This window comes from Nesterenkonia sp. CL21 (assembly GCF_031705515.1).
Taxonomy (GTDB): domain Bacteria; phylum Actinomycetota; class Actinomycetes; order Actinomycetales; family Micrococcaceae; genus Nesterenkonia; species Nesterenkonia aethiopica.
On sequence record NZ_JAUTWR010000002.1, the window covers coordinates 211,112 to 229,079 of the forward strand.

Here is a 17,968-nt window from a genome sequence, read left to right on the forward strand (position 1 = left end):
TGCCCATGTCTGAGACCACCACGATTCCCGCTCCCCCGCAGGCGAAGAAGGTCCCCACCACCCGCACCCATCACGGGGACACCGTCACCGATCCCTACGAGTGGCTGCGGGACAAGGAGTCCCCGGAGGTCATCGACCATCTGACCGCGGAGAACAGCTACACCGACGCCGTCACCGCGGACCAGGAGGCGCTACGGGAGGCGATCTTCGCCGAGATCAAGCACCGCACCGTGGAGACCGACCTGACCGTGCCCTCCCGCCGCGGCGGGTTCTGGTACTTCACCCGCACCATCGAGGGTGAGCAGCACCCGGTCTACTGCCGCGTGCCGGTCAGCGCCCCGGACACCGAGACCGCCGGGGCCCAGGCTCTGGAGTCGTGGACCCCGCCCGATGTGGAACCCGGCGTCGCCCTCGACGGTGAGGTCACCTATTTCGACACCAATGCGGAGGCGACGGCGCATGCCTTCTATCAGCTCGGCGGGATGAGCATCGACGAGTCCGGCCGGCTGCTCGCCTACTGCGAGGACACCACCGGGGACGAACGGCACACCCTGCGCTTCCGGGACCTCACCACCGGGGAGAACCTGCCGGAGACCGTCGAGGACGTCCATGGCGCCGCCGTCCTGGATCCCACCGGGTCGCGCGCCTACTACATGGTGGCCGACGAGGCCTGGAGGCCCTGGCGTCTCTACGTCCACACCCTGGGCACCGACGCCTCCGCGGACCGGCTGCTGCTGGAGGTCGCCAACGAACAGCTGTGGACCGGATTCGGGCTCTCCTCAGACAAGCGCGAGATGATCATCCTCTCCGGCAACTCCGAGTATGACGAATCCCGCCTGCTGGACCTCACCGACGCCGACGCCGAACCGGTGCTGCTGATCCCTGCCGGCCGCCGGCTGCTGCACAGCGTGGACCCGATCGAGCTCGACGGCGAGCGGAAGCTGCTGATCACCCACAACGCTGAGGGCCCGAACAACGCGCTGAGCCTGACCACCGCAGAGGCGCTGGCCGCTCAGAGCGCAGACGGTCGGCAGGCGGAGGCCGAACTCGACCTGGGCGCCACCGTGCTGCCGCACGAGGACACCGCCAAGCTCGAGGGCGTCACCGTCACCGCCGCGCAGGTCCTGGTCAGCGCCCGGCGCGACACCGTGGAGTCCGTCCAGCTGCTCTCCCTGGACACGCTGCGGCAGGTGCGCGACGGCGGGGCGGCGGTGCCGACGTCGTCGCTGCCCGGTCCGGACTTCGAGGAGGAGCTGTTCACCTGCGCGGTGACCTCCGCCGAGCACGAGGCCCCGATGTTCCGGGTGCTGTACACCTCCTGGTTCACCCCGCCGCGCATCTATGACATCCCGCATGCCGCCACCTCCGACGACGGCGCCGCCCCCACCCCGATCCTGCGCCGCGAGACCCCGGTCCAGGACGTGGATCTCTCTGCCTACCGCGCCACCCGGATCTGGGCACCCGGGGACGGCACCGCGCCGGACGGCTCCCCAGTGCAGGTCCCGGTCACCGTGATGCACCACCGCGATGTCGCCCCGGACGGCACCAACCCCACCCTGGTGTACGGCTACGGCTCCTATGAGATCAGCATGGACCCGTCCTTCGGGATCCCCCGCCTGTCCCTGCTGGACCGTGGGATCGTGTTCGCCATCGCCCATGTGCGCGGCGGCGGGGAGCTGGGCCGCTGGTGGTACGAGGACGGCAAGAAGCTGACCAAGACCCACACGTTCACCGACTTCCTCTCCGCCACCGACCGGCTCGTGGAGGCTGGCTGGGCAGACCCGGCGCGCATCGCGGCCCTCGGCGGATCCGCCGGCGGACTGCTGATGGGCGCGATCGCGAACATGGCCCCGGAGAAGTACACCGCGATCGTCGCGCAGGTGCCGTTCGTGGACAACCTGACCTCCATCCTGGACCCCGACCTGCCGCTGTCCGCCCTGGAGTGGGAGGAATGGGGCAACCCGATCCAGGACGCCGAGGTCTACGCCTACATGAAGTCCTACTCCCCCTATGAGAACGTCCGGGACACCCGCTACCCGGCCATCGCCGCCGTCACCAGCCTGCATGACACCCGGGTGCTGTACGTGGAACCCGCCAAATGGGTGCAGGTGCTGCGTGAGCATCAGCAGGGCGACGCTCCGGTGGTGCTGAAGATCGAGATGGACGGCGGCCACGGCGGCGCCTCCGGACGATACGAGTCCTGGAAGGAGCGCGCCTGGGACTACGCCTTCCTGGCGCACCACCTGGGCGCGGCCGAGCGGCGGTTCTGATGGGCGAGACCGTCACCGTCGAGGGCCCGTGGACGGAACACCCGGAGATGGTGCGCGTCTACGACGTCGAGAACTCCGGCGGCTGGGACCACGAGTTCTACACCGCGCTGATCGAGCAGAAGGACGCTCGGCGGGTCACCGACATCGGCTGCGGCACCGGGGTGCTCGGCGTCGAGCTGGCACGCCGAGGGTTGCAGGTCACCGGGGTGGACCCCTCGGAGGCGATGATCGAGGTCGCCCGCACCCGGCCGGGCGGCGAAGCCGTCACCTGGATCCATGGCACCGCGGAGCAGCTGCCGACGGCGGCGGCCGACGTCGCCGTCATGGAGGGCCATGTGGCCCAGTACTTCCTGCCCCGCGCAGCCTGGGACGAGGTGCTGGCCCACGCCCACCGGAACCTGGCCGACGGCGGCTGGCTGGCCTTCGAGTCCCGGAACCCGGAGGCCCTGGAGCTGGACGCCTGGGACGCCGAGCACACCCGGGAGACCCAGCCGCATCCCGACGGCGGCGAGTTCACCTCCTGGGTGGAGCTCGCCGGGGTGGATGCGACCTCGGCTGACGCCGCCGACGACGGCCCGCTGATCACCCACCGCGGCCACACGGTGCTGCCCGACGGACGACACCTGGTGGTCCACGAGACCCTGCGCTACCGGAGCCTGGCCACGCTGGTGGAGTCCCTGGGGCAGGCCGGTTTCGTGGTCGCCGAGGTCTGGGGAGACTGGGACCGGGAGGAACTCGCCGAGGACTCCCCCGAGATCATCATCCTCGCGCAGAAGCTGCCGGACCCGCCGAGTGAGGAGCCGCGGGCAGCCGGATGACGAACCGGGTGCGGCCCGGCCGGGACTCGCAGCGGATCGTCCCCCGGTGGGCGTGGACGATCGCCGCGCAGATCGCCATCCCCAGGCCGGTGTTGCCCTGACCGGTCTCGGCATCGCCGCGGCTGCGAGCGCCGTCGCCGCGCACGAACCGGTCGAAGATGCGGGGCTGCAGCTCCTCCGGGATGCCGGGGCCGTCGTCCTCGACGGTCACCTCCACGGCATCTGCACGGTCCGCACGCAGGCGCAGGATCACCGAGGTGCCCTCCGGGGTGTGGTCCTTCGCATTGTTGACCAGGTTGGACACCACCTGGTGCAGCCGGGCGGCGTCCCCGCGGACCGTCAGATCCGCAGCGCCCTCGGGCAGGTCGATGTGCCACTGATGCCCCGGGGCGGTCAGCTGGGCGTCCGCGGAGACGTCCACCAGGATGCGGGCCAGTTCCACGGGTTCCTCGGCCAGCGGCACCCCGGAGTCCAGGCGGGCCAGCAGCAGCAGGTCCTCCACCAGCAGCCCCATCCGCTGCGATTCGGAGCGGATCCGCTGGGAGGAATGCCCCAGCTCCTCCGGCATCTCCGTCCGGCGGCGCTCCATCAGCTGGGCGTGGGCGCTGATCGCCGCCAGCGGGGTGCGCAGCTCGTGGCCGGCGTCGGCGATGAACCGGCGCAGCTGGTCCTCGCTGCTCTGCCGCCGGCCGATGGCGTCCTCCACATGGTCCAGCATCCGGTTCAGCGCCGCACCCACCTGCCCCACCTCGGTGCCCGGAGAGGTGTCCTGGTCCTGCACCCGGCTGGGCATGGAGACGGTGCCCTCGGCCAGCGGGGTCTGCGACACCTGGGAGGCCGTGCGGGCCAGCCGTTCCAGCGGGCGCAGCCCCAGCCGGATGATCCAGCGCCCGCCCAGGGCCGCCAGGGTGACCCCCAGCAGCCCCACCACGGTGAAGGACAGGGTCATGTCCCGGATGGTCTGGTCCACCTCGGACAGGGACTGCCCCACCACCACCTGTCCGCCGCCGCCGAGGGCGGCCGAGGTGACCCGGTAGGAGCCGTGATCGCTCAGCTGGACCGTCTCGGCGTAGGGCTCCCGGCCCGCACCGTCGAGCAGCTGATGCCGTTCCGCGTCCGAGAGCGGCGACACCACCCCGGACTCATCGGTGAGTTCGGCGACCTCTTCGACGCCGTCGGCCTCGATGACCACCACGGAGCGGGCCCGCATCCGGGGGATCTCCTGGGCCTCGTCCTCCACAGCGGAGCGCTGCGCCTCCAGCACGGTCTCGAGCTGGTCGTCCACCCGGTCCAGCACGGTGTGCCGCTGCACCGCCACCGTCACCACCCCGATCACGACGGTAGCCACCACCAGCAGCATCACGATCCCGGCCACCAGCTGGCGGCGCAACGGCCAGCGACTCAGCCGGGCCAGGGTCCGCTCACTCATCGGCGGCCCTGATCGAATAGCCGACCCCGCGCAGCGTGTGGATCATCGGCGGGCCGAGCGCGTCGATCTTGCGCCGCAGGTAGGAGATGTAGAGCTCCACCACCGAGGAGCGGCCCCCGACGTCGTACTGCCACACCGCGTCCAGGATCTGAGACTTGGACAGCACCTTGCGCTGGTTCTCCATCAGGTACCGCAGCAGGGAGAACTCGGTGGCGGTGAGCTCCACCGGCGCCCCGGCCCGGGTGACCTCATAGGTGTCCTCGTCCAGGACGAGGTCTCCGACCACCAGCACCGAGGACTCCTCCGCCACATGCCGCACATGCCTGCGCACCATGCCGCGCAGCCGCACCACCACTTCCTCCACGGAGAAGGGCTTGGTCACGTAGTCGTCCCCGCCGGAGGTCAGTCCGGCGATCCGATCGGCGACGTCGTCCTTGGCGGTGAGGAACAGCACCGGCACATCCTCTCCGGAGGCCCGCAGCCGGCGGACCACCTCGAAGCCGTCGATGCCGGGCATCATCACGTCCAGCACGACGACGTCGGGGCGGAGCTCCCGCACCGCGGCCAGTGCGGCCTGGCCGTTGCCCACCCGGTGAGGCTCCCAGCCCTCGGCACTGAGCGCCATGGCCAGGACTTCGCTGAGCATCGGGTCGTCGTCCACCACCAGCGCCCGGATCGGACTGCCGTCCAGGCGGGTCAACGTATGCTCCTGACTCCCCATGGGAGCACCCTACCGGCTGGGCAGGCTCTCACCATGGTGGATCCCCGAGGCGAAGTGCCGGCGCAGCGTGCGCTTCCAGGGGGTCGCCGGAAGCTCCGGGCACAGCGCCGCCAGGCCGGTGCAGTACTTGGACAGCCGGGTCGGCCGCACGCCCAGCTGCCACAGGATCCGGTCCGCCTGGCCCGCGCCCGAGGCCGACTTCGTCTCGACGACGGCGAGGCCCGGGGTGGTCAGGGACTCGCTGCGTGCGGGTGTGGAGCCGGCCTCGGCGGTGCTGACATGCCGGGTCCACTGGAGGTCGGTGTCGATCGTCATCCGCGACGGCGGCTCCCCCGGCTCCGCGGCAGGAAGCAGCACCGTGGTGCGCCGGTAGGCGGTGCCCAGCGACGGCACCAGCTCCTCGATCCGCGCCGGGTCCACTCCGGTGGAGGACAGGGCGGCGGCGACGTCGTCGTCGGCGGTCCCGCGGAAGCGGTCCAGCTGGACATAGGGGTGGCTGGTGCGTTCCTTGACCGTCTCCCCGCGGGACCCTGAGCGTTTGATCTCCAGGTAGGCCTGGCCGGTGTCCACATACTGGCGGGTGCGCAGCTTGAAGCGACGCCGCCGGCGCAGCGTGGACTGCAGGTAGGAGACCCGGTCCGGGGTGTCGAAGTACAGGGACCGGTACCGCATGGCCCGTGCCCCGGAGATCTCCAGGACCCGGGCTGGGTCCTCCTGGAGGTGACGCAGCAGCGCCTCCACCTGGGGACCATGGACCACGTATTTGCGGTCCACGCGGGTCTGCAGCGCAGCCTGCGCGTTGAGCTGGTCCAGCGTGATGGGGGCGAATCCGGCCGCGAGGGACTCGACCATGCGCCCGGGCGGGGTCGCGTGGGGCAGTCTCATGCCCGACGCTCCAGCCCCTCGGCCACAGGATGCTCTGCCGCGGACGGACCCGCCAGGTCCGCCTCGGTGCGGAGGTCCCGGGGGCGCGCATCGGACCACCGCACGTTGACCGTCATGGTGTCGTCCACGAGGTCCACTCGGGTGATGCTCACGGAGCGCACCGGCGCGCCGATGAGGGGCTCGAGCCGGGCGCGCACCGTGTCCAGGTCGAGGTCCGCGCCGTCGAGGCGCAGGGTCTGCTGACGGGACCGGCCCAGCACCTTCCGGGAATCCACCAGGGCCACGGCCAGCAGGATCAGGGCGATCAGGGCGACGCCCAGGACGGGGTCGATCCCGTCGAAGCCGGCGATCAGACCGATGGCCAGCGAGGCGAAGTAGTAGGCCACCTCATGCTGGGAGATCTCGGAGGAGCGCAGCCGGATGATGGACAGCACGCCGAAGAGGCCGAGGCCCACCCCGATGCCGATCTCCAGGGAGGACAGCACCGCGGCGACGGCGAAGACGCCGATGTTGACCACCACGAACGCGGTGACCAGGTCCCGGCGGTGGTGACGGCGGAAGTACAGGCCGAAGGTCAGCAGCAGGATCGCTGCGGCGTCGACCATGACCATCCAGAGGTGTTCCATGGGGTTCTCCTGGGGTTCTCGATGACGTGTCGAGTCCCCATGGAAGGGCACGATCTTATGAACGCCCTATGAATCGGCGATGTCTCGGTCAAGAATTCATAGGGCGCTCGCCTGACCCCCTGCTACCGTGAGGCCATGCCGTGGTTCGCCTGGATCGTCCTCACCGCCATCATCGTCGGCGGGATCGTCGCCGTGGTCACGGCGCGGACAGAGCGAGGGATCGGGGCACCGGGCGACCGTGAGGAGCTCGAGCAGCTCAAGAGGCGCCTCTCCGAGCTGGAGAGGCGGCCCGCCGCCCCGGAGTTGGAGGAGCCGCACATCCCGACCCGGGCCGAGGAGAACCTCACCGCCGAGGACCGGTGGCGCCTGGACATGCTGGAGGCCCGGCTCGAGAGCCTCGAGGGAAGCACAGGACGGACGGCGGCCGACGCCGACGAGCGGAACAGCGGCGAGCCGGACAGCGACGAACCGGATGACGGCGACTCTGGCCACCCGGACGGCTTCAGCGGCACCACGCGCTGACGACGTCGTCGTCCAGAAGGGCCACATCCAGATCGGAGTCCTCGATGTCGACGCCGATGGGCAGCGTCCCGGCCAGCGCCCAGCCCTCGACGCCGGAGATGTCGTCAAGTCCGAGCCCGTCCAGCAGCCGCTGCGCCTCCGCCAGCCGAGCGCGGTCCCTGAGAGTCACAGTGCCTGGGCGTACTGCCCGTGGGGGCCGGTGCGGGCGATCGGCTCGCCGTCGAGGGCCAGCACGAAGTCCGAGGTGTCGCCGCCCTGGGGCAGCTTCTCGGTGATCTCGGGCAGCACCCGGGAGCCCTCGTTGGAGATCCACCGGGCGTGGGAGGCCCGCACCTGGCGGGCGAAGGACTCGCGGTCCTCCAGCGGCAGGTAGGCGAGCACCGCCGAATGGAACACCACCGGGGTGACCCCGTAGGGCACCTGGTCCAGCAGCTGGGGCAGCATCCCGTTGAGGTCCCCGCGGACGATCGACGGCGGCTGGGCGGCCACCAGCTGGGCGCCGGCGTGGATGCGGTCTAACCGGTATTCCATGCCCGGCCACACCAGATGCTCCAGCCACTCCCGGTCCTCCTCCCGGCGGAGGTCCAGCGGGTTCAGGTCCACGCCGGCGCGCCAGGCGATTTCCGGCAGCGATGACGGCGCCTCGATGCCTTCCAGCCCGCAGTCCAGCTCCACCTCGGCGCGCACCGGGCCTGTCGGTTCCAGGGTGACGGGGCCCGCAGCCGTGCCGTAGCGGATCTCCCAGCAGTCGGGGTAGAGCAGCAGGCCGGCGGAGGCTCCCACTTCGATGAGGGCGACCGGGCCCTCGATCCGGGACAGGGCGAGGTTCAGCACCGCGCTGCGCCCGGGCTCATTGGTCTGGGTGCGCCGTTCCCGCATCGTAGTGGTGATGTCCTCCCAGTGGGCGAGGATCTGCGGGCGGGCGTCCGCCCAGGCCTTGAGCGGAGTGCCGTGCAGCCGCGCGGCGGCGAAGAGCAGGTTCGGCTGGCGCTTCTCCGGAGGCAGGGCCAGCAGGCGGTCGAGCACCTCGGTGTCCTCAGCGACCCCCAGGGCCCAGTCCTCGTAGAGCACCGACACCGGGGCCGCCTCGACGTGCCCGAAATGCCGGTAGAACTCGCGCAGGTGGTCCATGTCGCCGTCGTGTGTGATCTCCCGCATACCCACACCCTACGGCCAGCTCAGCATCCGCGGAAGGACCCTCGGGTACGGTGAACCCATGGAGCGCATCCCGGAGTCCCCCGCCTCGGCGGACCTCGGCCGCCTCACGGGTTTCGATCCCCGGCGCCATGCCTTCCGGTTCCCGAACCGCTTCGTGGACGTGCTCTTCTCCGGCCGACTGCCCCCGGTGGTGGGCCGGAAGGTCACCTGGACCGGACGCGGGCGATGCGGCGGGATGGCGTTCTCCGCGCTGGACCACCTCCACGCCGAGGCGGAGGTGCCGCCGTCGACGTCTGAGGACTTCCGCACCGCAGACGAGACCTGTCCGGGCGTCCCGCCGGACGGGCATCCGCTGGCCGATCACATCCGCGCCCGTCAACGCCACAGCATGCTCAGCGGCTGGCACGGCGCCCTGAACGGACTTCGGTACCTGACGTGGAGCGCGATGCCCACCGGGTGGCTGATCCGGCTCACCCGGAGGGAGGTTCGGCGCGCCCTGGCCTCGCTCGACGACGGCGTCCCCGTGGTCCTCGGGCTGGTGAGCGTCCACTCGCTGCGCCCCTCGGCGCTGGGCCGCAATCACCAGGCGGTCTGCCACGGGTACCGGCGCTCCCCGGCGGGCGAGCTGGAACTGCTGCTCTACGACCCCAACCACCCCTACGATCCGGGCGCCCCGGCTCACAGCGCGGTGGTGCTCCGGCAGCGCGAGGGGGACGCGCCGTCGTCGCCGTATCAGTCCGGGGCTCCGGGTTCGGTGCCCCGGCGCTGGCGCGGCTTCTTCGTGGCGCGGTACCGGCCCCGTCCGCTGCCGCCAGCGCTGCGCTGACGGGCCGTCCGCGTGGTCAGTGTTCCGGGCCGCGGTCGTGTCCAGGGCAGCGTCATCAGCGCCCATACCGCAGCAACGAGCACGATCTCCCAGAGGATGTAGATCGGCCACGGGCCCAACAGATCCAGGATCGAGTCGCCTGGGGGAAGCTCGTTGAGGAAGCCGTAGTTGGTGCCCAGCCAGAAGTTGAGGACCATGACGATCGCCGCCCACCCCAGCACGGCCGCGTAGGCGATGCGGAAGTCCCGCCAGGCTGGCCGATGGCCCAGTCCCCAGACGACGACGAGCGCCACCAGCAGCACCGCGATGTGCAGCCCCCAGTAGAAGGGAAACTCCACCGGGGAGAACTGCAGCTGACTGGGATGCGGGGTCAGCAGCGCCTGCGTGTTGAGGGTCAGCCCCCAGTACCAGGTGATGGCCACCGCCCCGCGGGAGCGTCGGATCAGCGCGACAGCCGCAATGATCCGCAGCACGTCCGAGTAGTGCAGCGGCAACGAGCGCCCGATGTCCCAGTTCTGTGGGAGCATCCACCAGCCCATCCAGACCAGCGACGCCGCCAGCAGCAGCCAGCCCGCCAGGCAGGTCACGCCGTGCTCGGCCGGATGACCTCGCAGCCGTCGGGCGCCCCAGACGACCACCACGCCCAGCACGGCGGCCAGTCCCAGCAGAGCCAGATGGCGCCCGCCGAACACCTCAGGTGCGGCGGCGGCGATCACAGTGCTCACATCTCCACTGTACGTGTGAGGCCGCCTCGGCCCCACAGTTCGTCACGAAGACTCACCCCGAGAGAGGTGAACACTTGCCAGGAGATGTGACGTGCACTACATTTCCGTTCATCGGGAGAACAAAATGCGCTCACCCGCCGATCTCCCGCCGCACCCTCGGTGCCGCAACCCGGTACACAGCTCCGAACCGGCCACGGAAGCCTGATCACCTTCCTCGCCGGGACATGAACATTCCCACGAAAGGTGATGACATTCCCATGACCACCGCTCAGACGCCGCCCGCCCGGACGGCGACACGACCCCCGTCCACCGGCCGCATCCGCCGACTTCTGCACCGCCGCGCCGTCGCCGTCGCTGCTGCGCTGGCCATGCTGTGCGGGGCCGTTCTGGCCACCCCAGCCTCGGCCCAGCCCGTCTACGAGGACACCCAGGGATACCACGACGGCTACTTCTACACGTTCTGGACCGACGCCCCCGGGACCATCACCATGAACCTGGAACCGGGCGGCAGCTACTCCACGCAGTGGGGCGACACCGGGAACTTCGTCGTCGGAAAGGGCTGGTCCACCGGTACGTCCCGGACCGTGGACTACTCCGCGACGTTCAACCCGTCGGGCAACGGCTACCTGGCCCTCTACGGCTGGACCCGTGGCCCGCTCGTGGAGTACTACATCATCGAGGACTACGGCACCTACCGTCCCACCGGTGACTACAAGGGCACCTTCTGGTCGGACGGCAGCTACTACGACATCTACGAGACCACTCGGGTCGAGGAGCCGTCGATCGACGGCACCCAGACGTTCCAGCAGTACTGGAGCGTCCGGCATGACACGCGCACCAGCGGGTCGATCACCACGGCGAACCACTTCCACGCGTGGGAGCAGGCCGGCATGCCGCTGGGCAGCCACGACTACCAGGTCATGGCCACCGAGGGCTACCAGTCCTCCGGCAGCTCGTCCGTGACGGTCCACACCGCCCCGTGATGCGCAGGCCCTGACCCCAGGCCGAGACTCTGCACCCCGGAATCACGATCGCACCGCCATATCTGGTGAGGCAGACGTGATTTCGGGGTGCAGAACGGCCGGAACCCACGACGGCGGCGGTATCGTGAGCCGCATGACCAGTCACGCGGCCCGAGCGTCCGGGTGGCGCACACGCCCCGAATCGCCGACGGATCCCGCCGATGCGGCCGCCGTGCGCCGCATCACGCGCGCCGCCTTCGAGACCAGCGCCGAGGCAGATCTGGTGGACGCTCTCCGGCAGGACCCTGCCTGGATCCCCGGGCTCTCCATGCTGGCGCTGACACCGGAGGGTGAGCCGGTGGGCCACGCCTTGCTGACCCGCTGCCACATCGGTGAGATGCCGGCCCTGGCCCTGGCTCCCTGCTCGGTCGTCCCGGTTCACCAACGCACCGGAGCGGGATCGGCCGCCACCCGCGCCGGCCTCGACGCCGCCCGGGACTTGGGCGAGGACGCCGTCGTCGTGCTGGGCCACCCTGAGTACTACCCCCGGTTCGGCTTCGAACGAGCCTCCTCCCACGGGATCAGGGTCGGCTTCGACGTCCCTGACGAGGCTCTGATGGCACTCAGCCTCACCGGTTGCCCACTGCCGACGGGGACGATCCGGTACCCCGCACCGTTCGGCGTCTGAGACTGATCCTCTGCACCCCGCGACGGCGGCGGTATCGTGACACCCATGACAGCGGATGAGCACTGGGAGCGGCTCCTCACCGCCCTGGAGCAGGACGACACGATCCTGGAGCAGACGATCCGTGACATCCGTGCCACCGTGCCGGGCTACGACGACGTCCCGGACTCCGCCCTGCAGTCCTCCGTGCGGCGCAACATCGCCCTGAGCATCCGGACTGTGCGTGCCGGGTTCGAGCCCTCCCCGCAGGACGTCAGCGAGGCCGACGCGCTGGCCTCGGAGCGCTATGCCCAAGGCGTGCCCGTGGGCAGCGTGCTGGCGGGCTTCCGAGTGTGCATGTCCGTGATCCTGCACCGCCTCCTGGAGCACGCCCCGGCCCACCGCATTCCCGCCGACCAGGTGCTGGCCTCCTCCACCATCCTCTGGGCATTGGGAGACGCCTTCTCTTCCCGGGCGGTGCTCGTCTACCAGGACAAGGACCTCGCCCGAGCTCTGGCCGACTCCACACGCCGGGCGGCATGGATCGGCGACGCCGTCGCCACGTGGATGGAGCCCGCGGAGCTGGCCCGGGGCGCGGCCCTCTACGACGTCCCCACGTCCGCGCCGCTGCGCGCCCTGGCCGCCGACTCCCACCCGGAGGCCGACGTCGACCGCCAGCGCGCCCTCGACGACTGGGCAGAGCGGGCCGGAGTGAGGATCCTGACCGCAGTCCGCGCCTCCTCGCTGGTGGGGATCGTCATCGGAGAACCCACTCCCGGAATCCACCCGGCCCGGCTCACCGCGGCGCTGGGCCCCGCCGTCGCGCTGGACGAGCTGCCACGATCCTTCGAATCCGCCTCTGCGGCCCTGCGCGCCGCCGGGGCGGTGGGCCGCACCGGGCTGGTGGATCTGGAGAACCTGTCCTGGCGGGCCGGGGTGCACGCCTCCCCGGAGGTCACCGCTCTGCTGAGGGAGCGCTACCTGGCGCCGCTGGAGGACACCGGCAGCTTCGGCGAGCATGTGCTCGAGGCCCTGGAGGCGTACCTGACCCACCGGCTGAGCATCCCCCTGGCGGCCCGCAGCATCCCCGTGCACGTCAACACGCTGCGCTACCGGCTCCAGCGCTTCGGCGAGATCGCCGGGGCGGACCTGGGAGACCTGGACACCCTGATCGAGATCTCATGGGCGCTGGCGTCCCGACGGTCCGGCCCACCTCGTGGCGGTGCTTCGTAGCTGGACACAAGATCCGCGCCCCAGCGTTGAACATGTCGATGTAGCTCAGATCACAGTCCGCGGAGCATGCTGGTCCACGGCGACGAGATCCCGTCGCCCGACCACCACCTCCGAAGAGGAGACCTCATGATCCTGGGCATCATCGGCATCATCGTGTCCCTGCTGCTGCTGATCACGCTCGCCTACCGGGGCGTGCCGGTCATCCTGGCCGCCCCCATCTCCGCCGTCGTCTGCCTGGTGTTCTCCGGGGCCCCGATCCTGGCCTCCTACACCGAGGTGTTCATGCCCGCGATGGCCGGGTTCGTGGGCAGCTGGTTCCCGATCTTCCTGGTCGGGGCCATCTTCGGGATCCTGATGACCGTCACCGGATACGCGGAGTCCATCGCCCGCACGGTGACCGGCTGGATCGGCAGCCGCAGCGCCATCGCCGCCACGGTGATCACCTCCGCCCTGATGACCTACGGCGGCATCAGCCTGTTCGTGGTCGCTTTCGTGATGTACCCGCTGGCCCGCGAGCTGTTCCGTGTGGCGGACATCCCCCGTCGGCTCATCCCGGGCACCATCGCGCTGGGCATCTTCACCTTCACCATGACGGCCCTGCCGGGCTCCCCGCAGGTGCAGAACATCATCCCCGGGCAGTTCTTCGACACCGGAGCCTATGCAGGCCCCGGCGTCGGCATCCTCGGCGGTGTGCTGATCTTCGGCCTCGGCCTGCTGTGGCTGGAGCACCGGCGTCGCAGCCTCATCACCAAGGGCGAGCATTTCGAGTCCCCGGAGTCCAAGAAGGTCATCGGAGGCTCCGCCGACGACGGCTCGCAGGTCACCATCACCCTGGCCCCGCCGAACCGGATCGTGCCGTTCCTGCCGCTGCTGATGGTCTTCGCCGTGAACTTCGCCTGCACCCTGGTCATCTTCCCCGCCCTGGACTGGTCCTACCTGCAGGAGGAGACCTTCGGGTCCATCGCCTACGACTCCCGGGCCGGCCTGTGGGCCGTGCTGGTCGCCATCGTGGCCGCGGTGCTGCTGATCGTGGCCATGAACTTCGGCCAGTGGAGCACTCTGAAGGTCGGGTTCAGCGACGGCGTCAAGCGCTCCATGCTGCCGATCTTCTCCACCGCCTCCGAGGTGGGCTACGGCGCCGTCGTCGCCTCCGTGGCCGCCTTCGCCGTGGTCCGCGACTCGGTGTTCGGCATGGGCGCCAACGCGCTGGTGACCTCGGTGGTCACCACCTCCATCACCGCCGGTCTCACCGGCTCTTCCTCGGGCGGCATGACGATCGCGCTCAACGCCCTCGGCGGGGACCTGCGCGCCATGGCTGAGGCGGAGGGGATGAGCCTGGAGATGATGCACCGTCTGACGGCCATGGCCGCCGGCGGACTCGACACCCTGCCGCACTCCGGCGCGGTGGTCACCCTGCTGATCGTGTGCGGGCTCACCCATCGCCAGTCGTACAAGGACATCGGTATGGTGACGCTTGTCATCCCGGTGCTGGTCGTGGCCGCGCTGATCGCCCTGGTCTCCGCCGTCGGCGGCTTCTGATCCGCACCTGCCAGTCCCGAGACCTGCCCGCCCCGACAGCTGATCGCCCCAACCTCACCCCCGTTCCCCAGGAGGAGATCCATGGACCCCCAGCCCACCCGGACCCCGCCGATCCCTGCCGACGCGCTGGCCGGACGTCGCGCCGTCGTCACCGGAGGGGCCTCCGGCATCGGGGCGGCCTGCGTGCGGGCCTTCGCCACCGCCGGCGCGGAGGTCACGGTCTGCGACCGCGACGGCGACGCCGCCACGGCCCTGGCCTCCGAGGTGGGCGGCCGGGCATGGACCGTGGATCTGGCCGAGACCTCCGCGCTGGAGGAGCTGAGTGAGGAGACCGGCGTGCCTGACGCCGACATCCTGGTCAACAACGCCGGCGTCCAGCGGGTGTCCCCGCTGCATGAGTTCGACCCCGAGGCCTGGCGCTTCATGCACCGCCTCATGGTGGAGTCCCCGTTCCTGCTCATCCGCGCCGCGCTTCCCGGGATGTACCAGCGCGGCTTCGGCCGGATCCTCAACATCTCCTCGGTCCATGGGCTGCGCGCCAGCGCCTACAAATCCGCCTATGTGGCCGCCAAGCACGCGCTGGAGGGCCTGTCCAAGGTCACAGCCCTGGAGGGCGCCGACCACGGCGTGACCTCCAACTGTCTCAACCCGGCCTATGTGCGCACCCCGCTGGTGGAGAAGCAGATCGCCGACCAGGCCCGCCTCCACGGCATCGGTGAGGACGAGGTGGTGGAGCGCATCATGCTCACCGAGTCCGCGGTGAAGCGACTGGTGGAGCCCGAGGAGGTCGCCTCCCTGGCCACCTGGCTGGCCTCCGACGCCGCCGGCATGGTGACCGGCACGTCCTACGCCATCGACGGAGGGTGGACCGCGAGCTGACGGGCCGCTCCCACCGACGCCGGCCTCCCCACCAGAGATCCGCACCGACCACCACGACCCACACAGACCCACACAGACCTGCACCGATCCAGAGCCACCGAGTCCCCGAGGAGGACCCATGACCATCGACAAGTCCGTGGCGACCGCCGCCGAGGCCGTCGCCGACATCCCCGACGGCGCCTCGCTCGCCGTCGGCGGCTTCGGCCTCTCCGGCAACCCCATCCAGCTCATCGAGGCGCTGCTGGAGCAGGGGGCCTCCGGGCTCTCGGTGGCCTCCAACAACTGCGGCGTGGACGACTGGGGACTGGGCATCCTCCTGTCGGCCGGGCGCATCGCGAAGATGACGTCCTCGTACGTGGGTGAGAACAAGGAGTTCGCCCGCCAGTACCTGGAGGGCGAGCTGGAGCTGGAGCTGGTCCCGCAGGGCACCCTGGCGGAGAAGATGCGCGCCGGCGGTGCCGGGATCCCGGCGTTCTACACCCGCTCCGGCGTCGGCACCCAGGTGGCCGAGGGCGGCATCCCGATGAAGTACGACGGCGTCGGCGGAGTCGCACAGGAATCTCCCCCGAAGGAGGTGCGTCCCTTCACCGTCCATGACGGACGCGAGCTGGAGTTCGTGCTGGAGGAGTCGATCGTCACCGACTTCTCCCTGGTGCACGCCGCGAAGGGCGACCGGCACGGCAACCTGGTGTTCAACAAGGCGGCCCGCCAGTTCAGCCCGGACGCGGCCATGGCCGGCCGCATCTGCATCGCCCAGGTGGAGGAGCTCGTGGAGCCGGGCGAGATCGACCCCGACACCGTCCACCTCCCCGGGGTCTTCGTGCACCGCGTCGTGGAGGTCGGCACGGAGATCGAGAAGCCCATCGAGAAGCGCACCGTCCGCAGCGACGAGAAGGAGTGACCCTGCCATGAGCAGCGACTTCAGCACCGAGACCCGCGCGGGCTGGACCCGTGACCAGATGGCCGCGCGCGCCGCCGACGAGCTGCCCGACGGCTCCTACGTGAACCTGGGCATCGGCATGCCCACCCTGATCCCCAACCACATCCCCGCCGAGCGCACCGTGGTGCTGCAGTCGGAGAACGGGATCCTCGGGGTGGGCCCCTACCCCACCGAGGATGCGGTGGACCCCGATCTGATCAACGCCGGCAAGGAGACCGTCACCGTCCTGCCCGGCGCGGCGTTCTTCGACTCCTCCACCAGCTTCGGGATGATCCGCGGCGGCAAGATCGACGTCGCCGTGCTGGGCGGGATGCAGGTGGCCGCCAACGGAGACCTCGCCAACTGGATGGTCCCCGGCAAGATGGTCAAGGGAATGGGCGGCGCCATGGACCTGGTGCACGGGGCCGAGCGGGTCATCTGCCTGATGGACCACGTGGCCAAGGACGGCTCCCCGAAGATCCTGCCCGCCTGCACCCTGCCGCTGACCGGCAAGGGCGTGGTGGACCGGATCATCACGGACCTGGCGGTGATCGACGTCGTCGGCACCGAGGCCGAGCCGCGCCTGCAGCTGGTGGAGACCGCACCGGGGGTGAGCGAGGAGCAGGTGCGCGAGGCCACCGGTGTGGAGCTGCACTGAGAGCTGCGCCGCGAGCTGGACTGATCGGCGCCGCGCGGGCCTCCCGCCTGTCGGTAGACTCTGGGCGTGACCGACGCACTGAACTCTGACGCACCCCTCGCTGACGCACCGCAGCTTCCCGAGAAGGTCTCCGACGTCTTCGACCCCTGGCAGTGGCGCCCGGTGGAGGGCTTCGAGCTGACCGACATCACCTACCACCGGCGCGTGGAGCGGGACGCGGACGGGCGGATCCTGCGTGATCTGCCCGCGGTGCGCATCGCCTTCGACCGGCCGGAGGTCCGCAACGCGTTCCGCCCCGGCACGGTGGACGAGCTCTACCGCACCCTGGACCATGCGCGCATGACGCCCGACGTCGGCGCGGTGATCCTCACCGGCAACGGCCCCTCCCCGAAGGACGGCGGGCACAGCTTCTGCTCCGGCGGGGACCAGCGCATCCGCGGTCGGGACGGCTACCGCTACGCCTCGGGCGAGACCGCCGAGACGGTGGACCCCGCCCAGGCCGGCCGGCTGCACATCCTGGAGGTGCAGCGGCTGATCCGCACCATGCCGAAGGTCGTCATCGCCGTGGTCAACGGCTGGGCCGCCGGCGGCGGGCACTCCCTGCACGTGGTCGCCGACCTCACCCTCGCGTCGAAGCAGCACGGGAGGTTCAAGCAGACCGATGCCACGGTGGGCTCCTTCGACGCCGGCTACGGCTCCGCCCTGCTGGCCCGTCAGGTGGGCCAGAAGAAGGCCCGAGAGATCTTCTTCCTGGCCCGTGAGCACTCGGCCGACGACATGGTCGCCGCCGGGGCCGTCAACGAGGCGGTGGACCATGAGCAGCTGGAGCAGGTGGCGCTCAAATGGTGCGCCGACATCGCCGCCCAGTCCCCGCAGGCGGTGCGGATGCTGAAGTTCGCCTTCAACGCGGTGGACGACGGCATGGCCGGTCAGCAGGTCTTCGCCGGGGAGGCGACCCGCATGGGGTACATGACCGACGAGGCGGTCGAGGGCCGTGACGCGTTCCTGCAGAAGCGGGACCCGGACTGGTCCAGCTACCCGTACTACTTCTGAGACCCTGACGTTGACTCCGGAGATATGGTCGCACTGAGCGCACTGACGCGACGTTTAGCGACCACGCGTCCGGAGGCAACG

19 protein-coding genes are annotated in these 17,968 nt (G+C 70.3%); 12 read left to right on the plus strand and 7 right to left on the minus strand.

Annotation, left to right across the window (positions count from 1 at the left end; translation table 11 throughout):
- Positions 1-5: 5 nt before the first annotated feature.
- Together Q7C18_RS05910 and Q7C18_RS05915 are read left to right on the plus strand one after the other, a co-directional pair.
- Positions 6-2,270 carry a S9 family peptidase gene (locus Q7C18_RS05910; RefSeq protein WP_311024586.1) on the plus strand — a complete coding sequence of 755 codons (2,265 nt, stop codon included), beginning with the start codon at positions 6-8 and terminating at the stop codon, positions 2,268-2,270.
- Positions 2,270-3,088 carry a class I SAM-dependent methyltransferase gene (locus tag Q7C18_RS05915; protein ID WP_311024587.1) on the plus strand — a complete coding sequence of 273 codons (819 nt, stop codon included), beginning with the start codon at positions 2,270-2,272 and terminating at the stop codon, positions 3,086-3,088. Before Q7C18_RS05910 ends, Q7C18_RS05915 begins: the two co-directional genes overlap by 1 nt.
- Here Q7C18_RS05915 and Q7C18_RS05920 read toward each other — a convergent pair.
- The 4 genes from Q7C18_RS05920 to Q7C18_RS05935 are packed head-to-tail and all read right to left on the minus strand — an operon-like array spanning position 3,030 to position 6,749.
- Entirely contained in the window at positions 3,030-4,517 is a 1,488-nt protein-coding gene (locus Q7C18_RS05920; protein ID WP_311024588.1) for an ATP-binding protein, read from the minus strand. The two genes, Q7C18_RS05915 and Q7C18_RS05920, sit on opposite strands and share 59 nt — an antisense overlap.
- A complete protein-coding gene (locus tag Q7C18_RS05925; protein WP_311024589.1) occupies positions 4,510-5,238 on the minus strand; it encodes a response regulator transcription factor in 729 nt (242 codons plus the stop codon). The genes Q7C18_RS05920 and Q7C18_RS05925 overlap by 8 nt, the downstream gene beginning before the upstream one ends.
- A gap of 9 nt (positions 5,239-5,247) precedes the next feature.
- Entirely contained in the window at positions 5,248-6,123 is an 876-nt protein-coding gene (locus Q7C18_RS05930; RefSeq protein ID WP_311024590.1) for a polyphosphate polymerase domain-containing protein, read from the minus strand.
- Entirely contained in the window at positions 6,120-6,749 is a 630-nt protein-coding gene (locus tag Q7C18_RS05935; RefSeq protein WP_311024591.1) for a DUF4956 domain-containing protein, read from the minus strand. Before Q7C18_RS05935 ends, Q7C18_RS05930 begins: the two co-directional genes overlap by 4 nt.
- 135 nt (positions 6,750-6,884) lie before the next feature.
- Between Q7C18_RS05935 and Q7C18_RS05940 the strand changes: the two genes are divergently transcribed.
- Positions 6,885-7,271, plus strand: coding sequence for a hypothetical protein (locus tag Q7C18_RS05940; protein ID WP_311024592.1), 387 nt, complete (start codon positions 6,885-6,887; stop codon positions 7,269-7,271).
- Here the strand turns inward: Q7C18_RS05940 and Q7C18_RS05945 are convergent.
- Both Q7C18_RS05945 and Q7C18_RS05950 read right to left on the minus strand, forming a co-directional pair.
- Positions 7,252-7,440, minus strand: a complete 189-nt coding sequence (locus Q7C18_RS05945; RefSeq protein ID WP_070158857.1) for a hypothetical protein — start codon at positions 7,438-7,440, stop codon at positions 7,252-7,254. The genes Q7C18_RS05940 and Q7C18_RS05945 overlap by 20 nt on opposite strands.
- Positions 7,437-8,429, minus strand: coding sequence for a DUF2332 domain-containing protein (locus tag Q7C18_RS05950; RefSeq protein ID WP_311024593.1), 993 nt, complete (start codon positions 8,427-8,429; stop codon positions 7,437-7,439). The genes Q7C18_RS05945 and Q7C18_RS05950 overlap by 4 nt, the downstream gene beginning before the upstream one ends.
- Before the next feature lie 58 nt (positions 8,430-8,487).
- Between Q7C18_RS05950 and Q7C18_RS05955 the strand changes: the two genes are divergently transcribed.
- Complete coding sequence (locus tag Q7C18_RS05955; RefSeq protein WP_311024594.1) at positions 8,488-9,255, plus strand: hypothetical protein; 768 nt, start codon at positions 8,488-8,490, stop codon at positions 9,253-9,255.
- On the opposite strand, the gene Q7C18_RS05960 is transcribed toward Q7C18_RS05955, so the two are convergent.
- Positions 9,162-9,980: a TIGR02206 family membrane protein gene (locus Q7C18_RS05960; protein ID WP_311024595.1), complete on the minus strand. Its 819-nt coding sequence runs from the start codon at positions 9,978-9,980 to the stop codon at positions 9,162-9,164. The genes Q7C18_RS05955 and Q7C18_RS05960 overlap by 94 nt on opposite strands.
- Before the next feature lie 257 nt (positions 9,981-10,237).
- Between Q7C18_RS05960 and Q7C18_RS05965 the strand changes: the two genes are divergently transcribed.
- From Q7C18_RS05965 to Q7C18_RS06000, 8 genes are all read left to right on the plus strand, one after another.
- Complete coding sequence (locus Q7C18_RS05965; RefSeq protein ID WP_070158853.1) at positions 10,238-10,963, plus strand: glycoside hydrolase family 11 protein; 726 nt, start codon at positions 10,238-10,240, stop codon at positions 10,961-10,963.
- 133 nt (positions 10,964-11,096) lie between these two features.
- Positions 11,097-11,630, plus strand: coding sequence for a GNAT family N-acetyltransferase (locus tag Q7C18_RS05970; protein ID WP_070158852.1), 534 nt, complete (start codon positions 11,097-11,099; stop codon positions 11,628-11,630).
- 45 nt (positions 11,631-11,675) lie between these two features.
- On the plus strand, positions 11,676-12,839 hold the full coding sequence (locus Q7C18_RS05975; protein WP_311024596.1) for a helix-turn-helix domain-containing protein: 1,164 nt from the start codon (positions 11,676-11,678) through the stop codon (positions 12,837-12,839).
- Positions 12,840-12,965: 126 nt separating this feature from the next.
- Positions 12,966-14,378, plus strand: coding sequence for a GntP family permease (locus Q7C18_RS05980; RefSeq protein ID WP_085437079.1), 1,413 nt, complete (start codon positions 12,966-12,968; stop codon positions 14,376-14,378).
- 81 nt (positions 14,379-14,459) lie between these two features.
- A complete protein-coding gene (locus Q7C18_RS05985; RefSeq protein WP_311024597.1) occupies positions 14,460-15,257 on the plus strand; it encodes a 3-hydroxybutyrate dehydrogenase in 798 nt (265 codons plus the stop codon).
- Between the two features lie 118 nt (positions 15,258-15,375).
- Positions 15,376-16,158 carry a CoA transferase subunit A gene (locus tag Q7C18_RS05990; protein WP_311024598.1) on the plus strand — a complete coding sequence of 261 codons (783 nt, stop codon included), beginning with the start codon at positions 15,376-15,378 and terminating at the stop codon, positions 16,156-16,158.
- A 7-nt stretch (positions 16,159-16,165) separates the two neighbouring features.
- A complete protein-coding gene (locus Q7C18_RS05995) occupies positions 16,166-16,834 on the plus strand; it encodes a CoA transferase subunit B (protein ID WP_085437072.1) in 669 nt (222 codons plus the stop codon).
- Between the two features lie 66 nt (positions 16,835-16,900).
- Entirely contained in the window at positions 16,901-17,887 is a 987-nt protein-coding gene (locus Q7C18_RS06000; protein ID WP_311024599.1) for a 1,4-dihydroxy-2-naphthoyl-CoA synthase, read from the plus strand.
- Positions 17,888-17,968: the final 81 nt, after the last annotated feature.

Coding starts and splice junctions, on each gene's coding strand:
- Q7C18_RS05910 (WP_311024586.1), top strand. CDS start 6: ATGTCTGAGACCACCACGATTCCCGCTCCCCCGCAGGCGAAGAAGGTC.
- Q7C18_RS05915 (WP_311024587.1), top strand. CDS start 2,270: ATGGGCGAGACCGTCACCGTCGAGGGCCCGTGGACGGAACACCCGGAG.
- Q7C18_RS05920 (WP_311024588.1), bottom strand. CDS start 4,517: ATGAGTGAGCGGACCCTGGCCCGGCTGAGTCGCTGGCCGTTGCGCCGC.
- Q7C18_RS05925 (WP_311024589.1), bottom strand. CDS start 5,238: ATGGGGAGTCAGGAGCATACGTTGACCCGCCTGGACGGCAGTCCGATC.
- Q7C18_RS05930 (WP_311024590.1), bottom strand. CDS start 6,123: ATGAGACTGCCCCACGCGACCCCGCCCGGGCGCATGGTCGAGTCCCTC.
- Q7C18_RS05935 (WP_311024591.1), bottom strand. CDS start 6,749: ATGGAACACCTCTGGATGGTCATGGTCGACGCCGCAGCGATCCTGCTG.
- Q7C18_RS05940 (WP_311024592.1), top strand. CDS start 6,885: ATGCCGTGGTTCGCCTGGATCGTCCTCACCGCCATCATCGTCGGCGGG.
- Q7C18_RS05950 (WP_311024593.1), bottom strand. CDS start 8,429: ATGCGGGAGATCACACACGACGGCGACATGGACCACCTGCGCGAGTTC.
- Q7C18_RS05955 (WP_311024594.1), top strand. CDS start 8,488: ATGGAGCGCATCCCGGAGTCCCCCGCCTCGGCGGACCTCGGCCGCCTC.
- Q7C18_RS05965 (WP_070158853.1), top strand. CDS start 10,238: ATGACCACCGCTCAGACGCCGCCCGCCCGGACGGCGACACGACCCCCG.
- Q7C18_RS05970 (WP_070158852.1), top strand. CDS start 11,097: ATGACCAGTCACGCGGCCCGAGCGTCCGGGTGGCGCACACGCCCCGAA.
- Q7C18_RS05975 (WP_311024596.1), top strand. CDS start 11,676: ATGACAGCGGATGAGCACTGGGAGCGGCTCCTCACCGCCCTGGAGCAG.
- Q7C18_RS05980 (WP_085437079.1), top strand. CDS start 12,966: ATGATCCTGGGCATCATCGGCATCATCGTGTCCCTGCTGCTGCTGATC.
- Q7C18_RS05985 (WP_311024597.1), top strand. CDS start 14,460: ATGGACCCCCAGCCCACCCGGACCCCGCCGATCCCTGCCGACGCGCTG.
- Q7C18_RS05990 (WP_311024598.1), top strand. CDS start 15,376: ATGACCATCGACAAGTCCGTGGCGACCGCCGCCGAGGCCGTCGCCGAC.
- Q7C18_RS05995 (WP_085437072.1), top strand. CDS start 16,166: ATGAGCAGCGACTTCAGCACCGAGACCCGCGCGGGCTGGACCCGTGAC.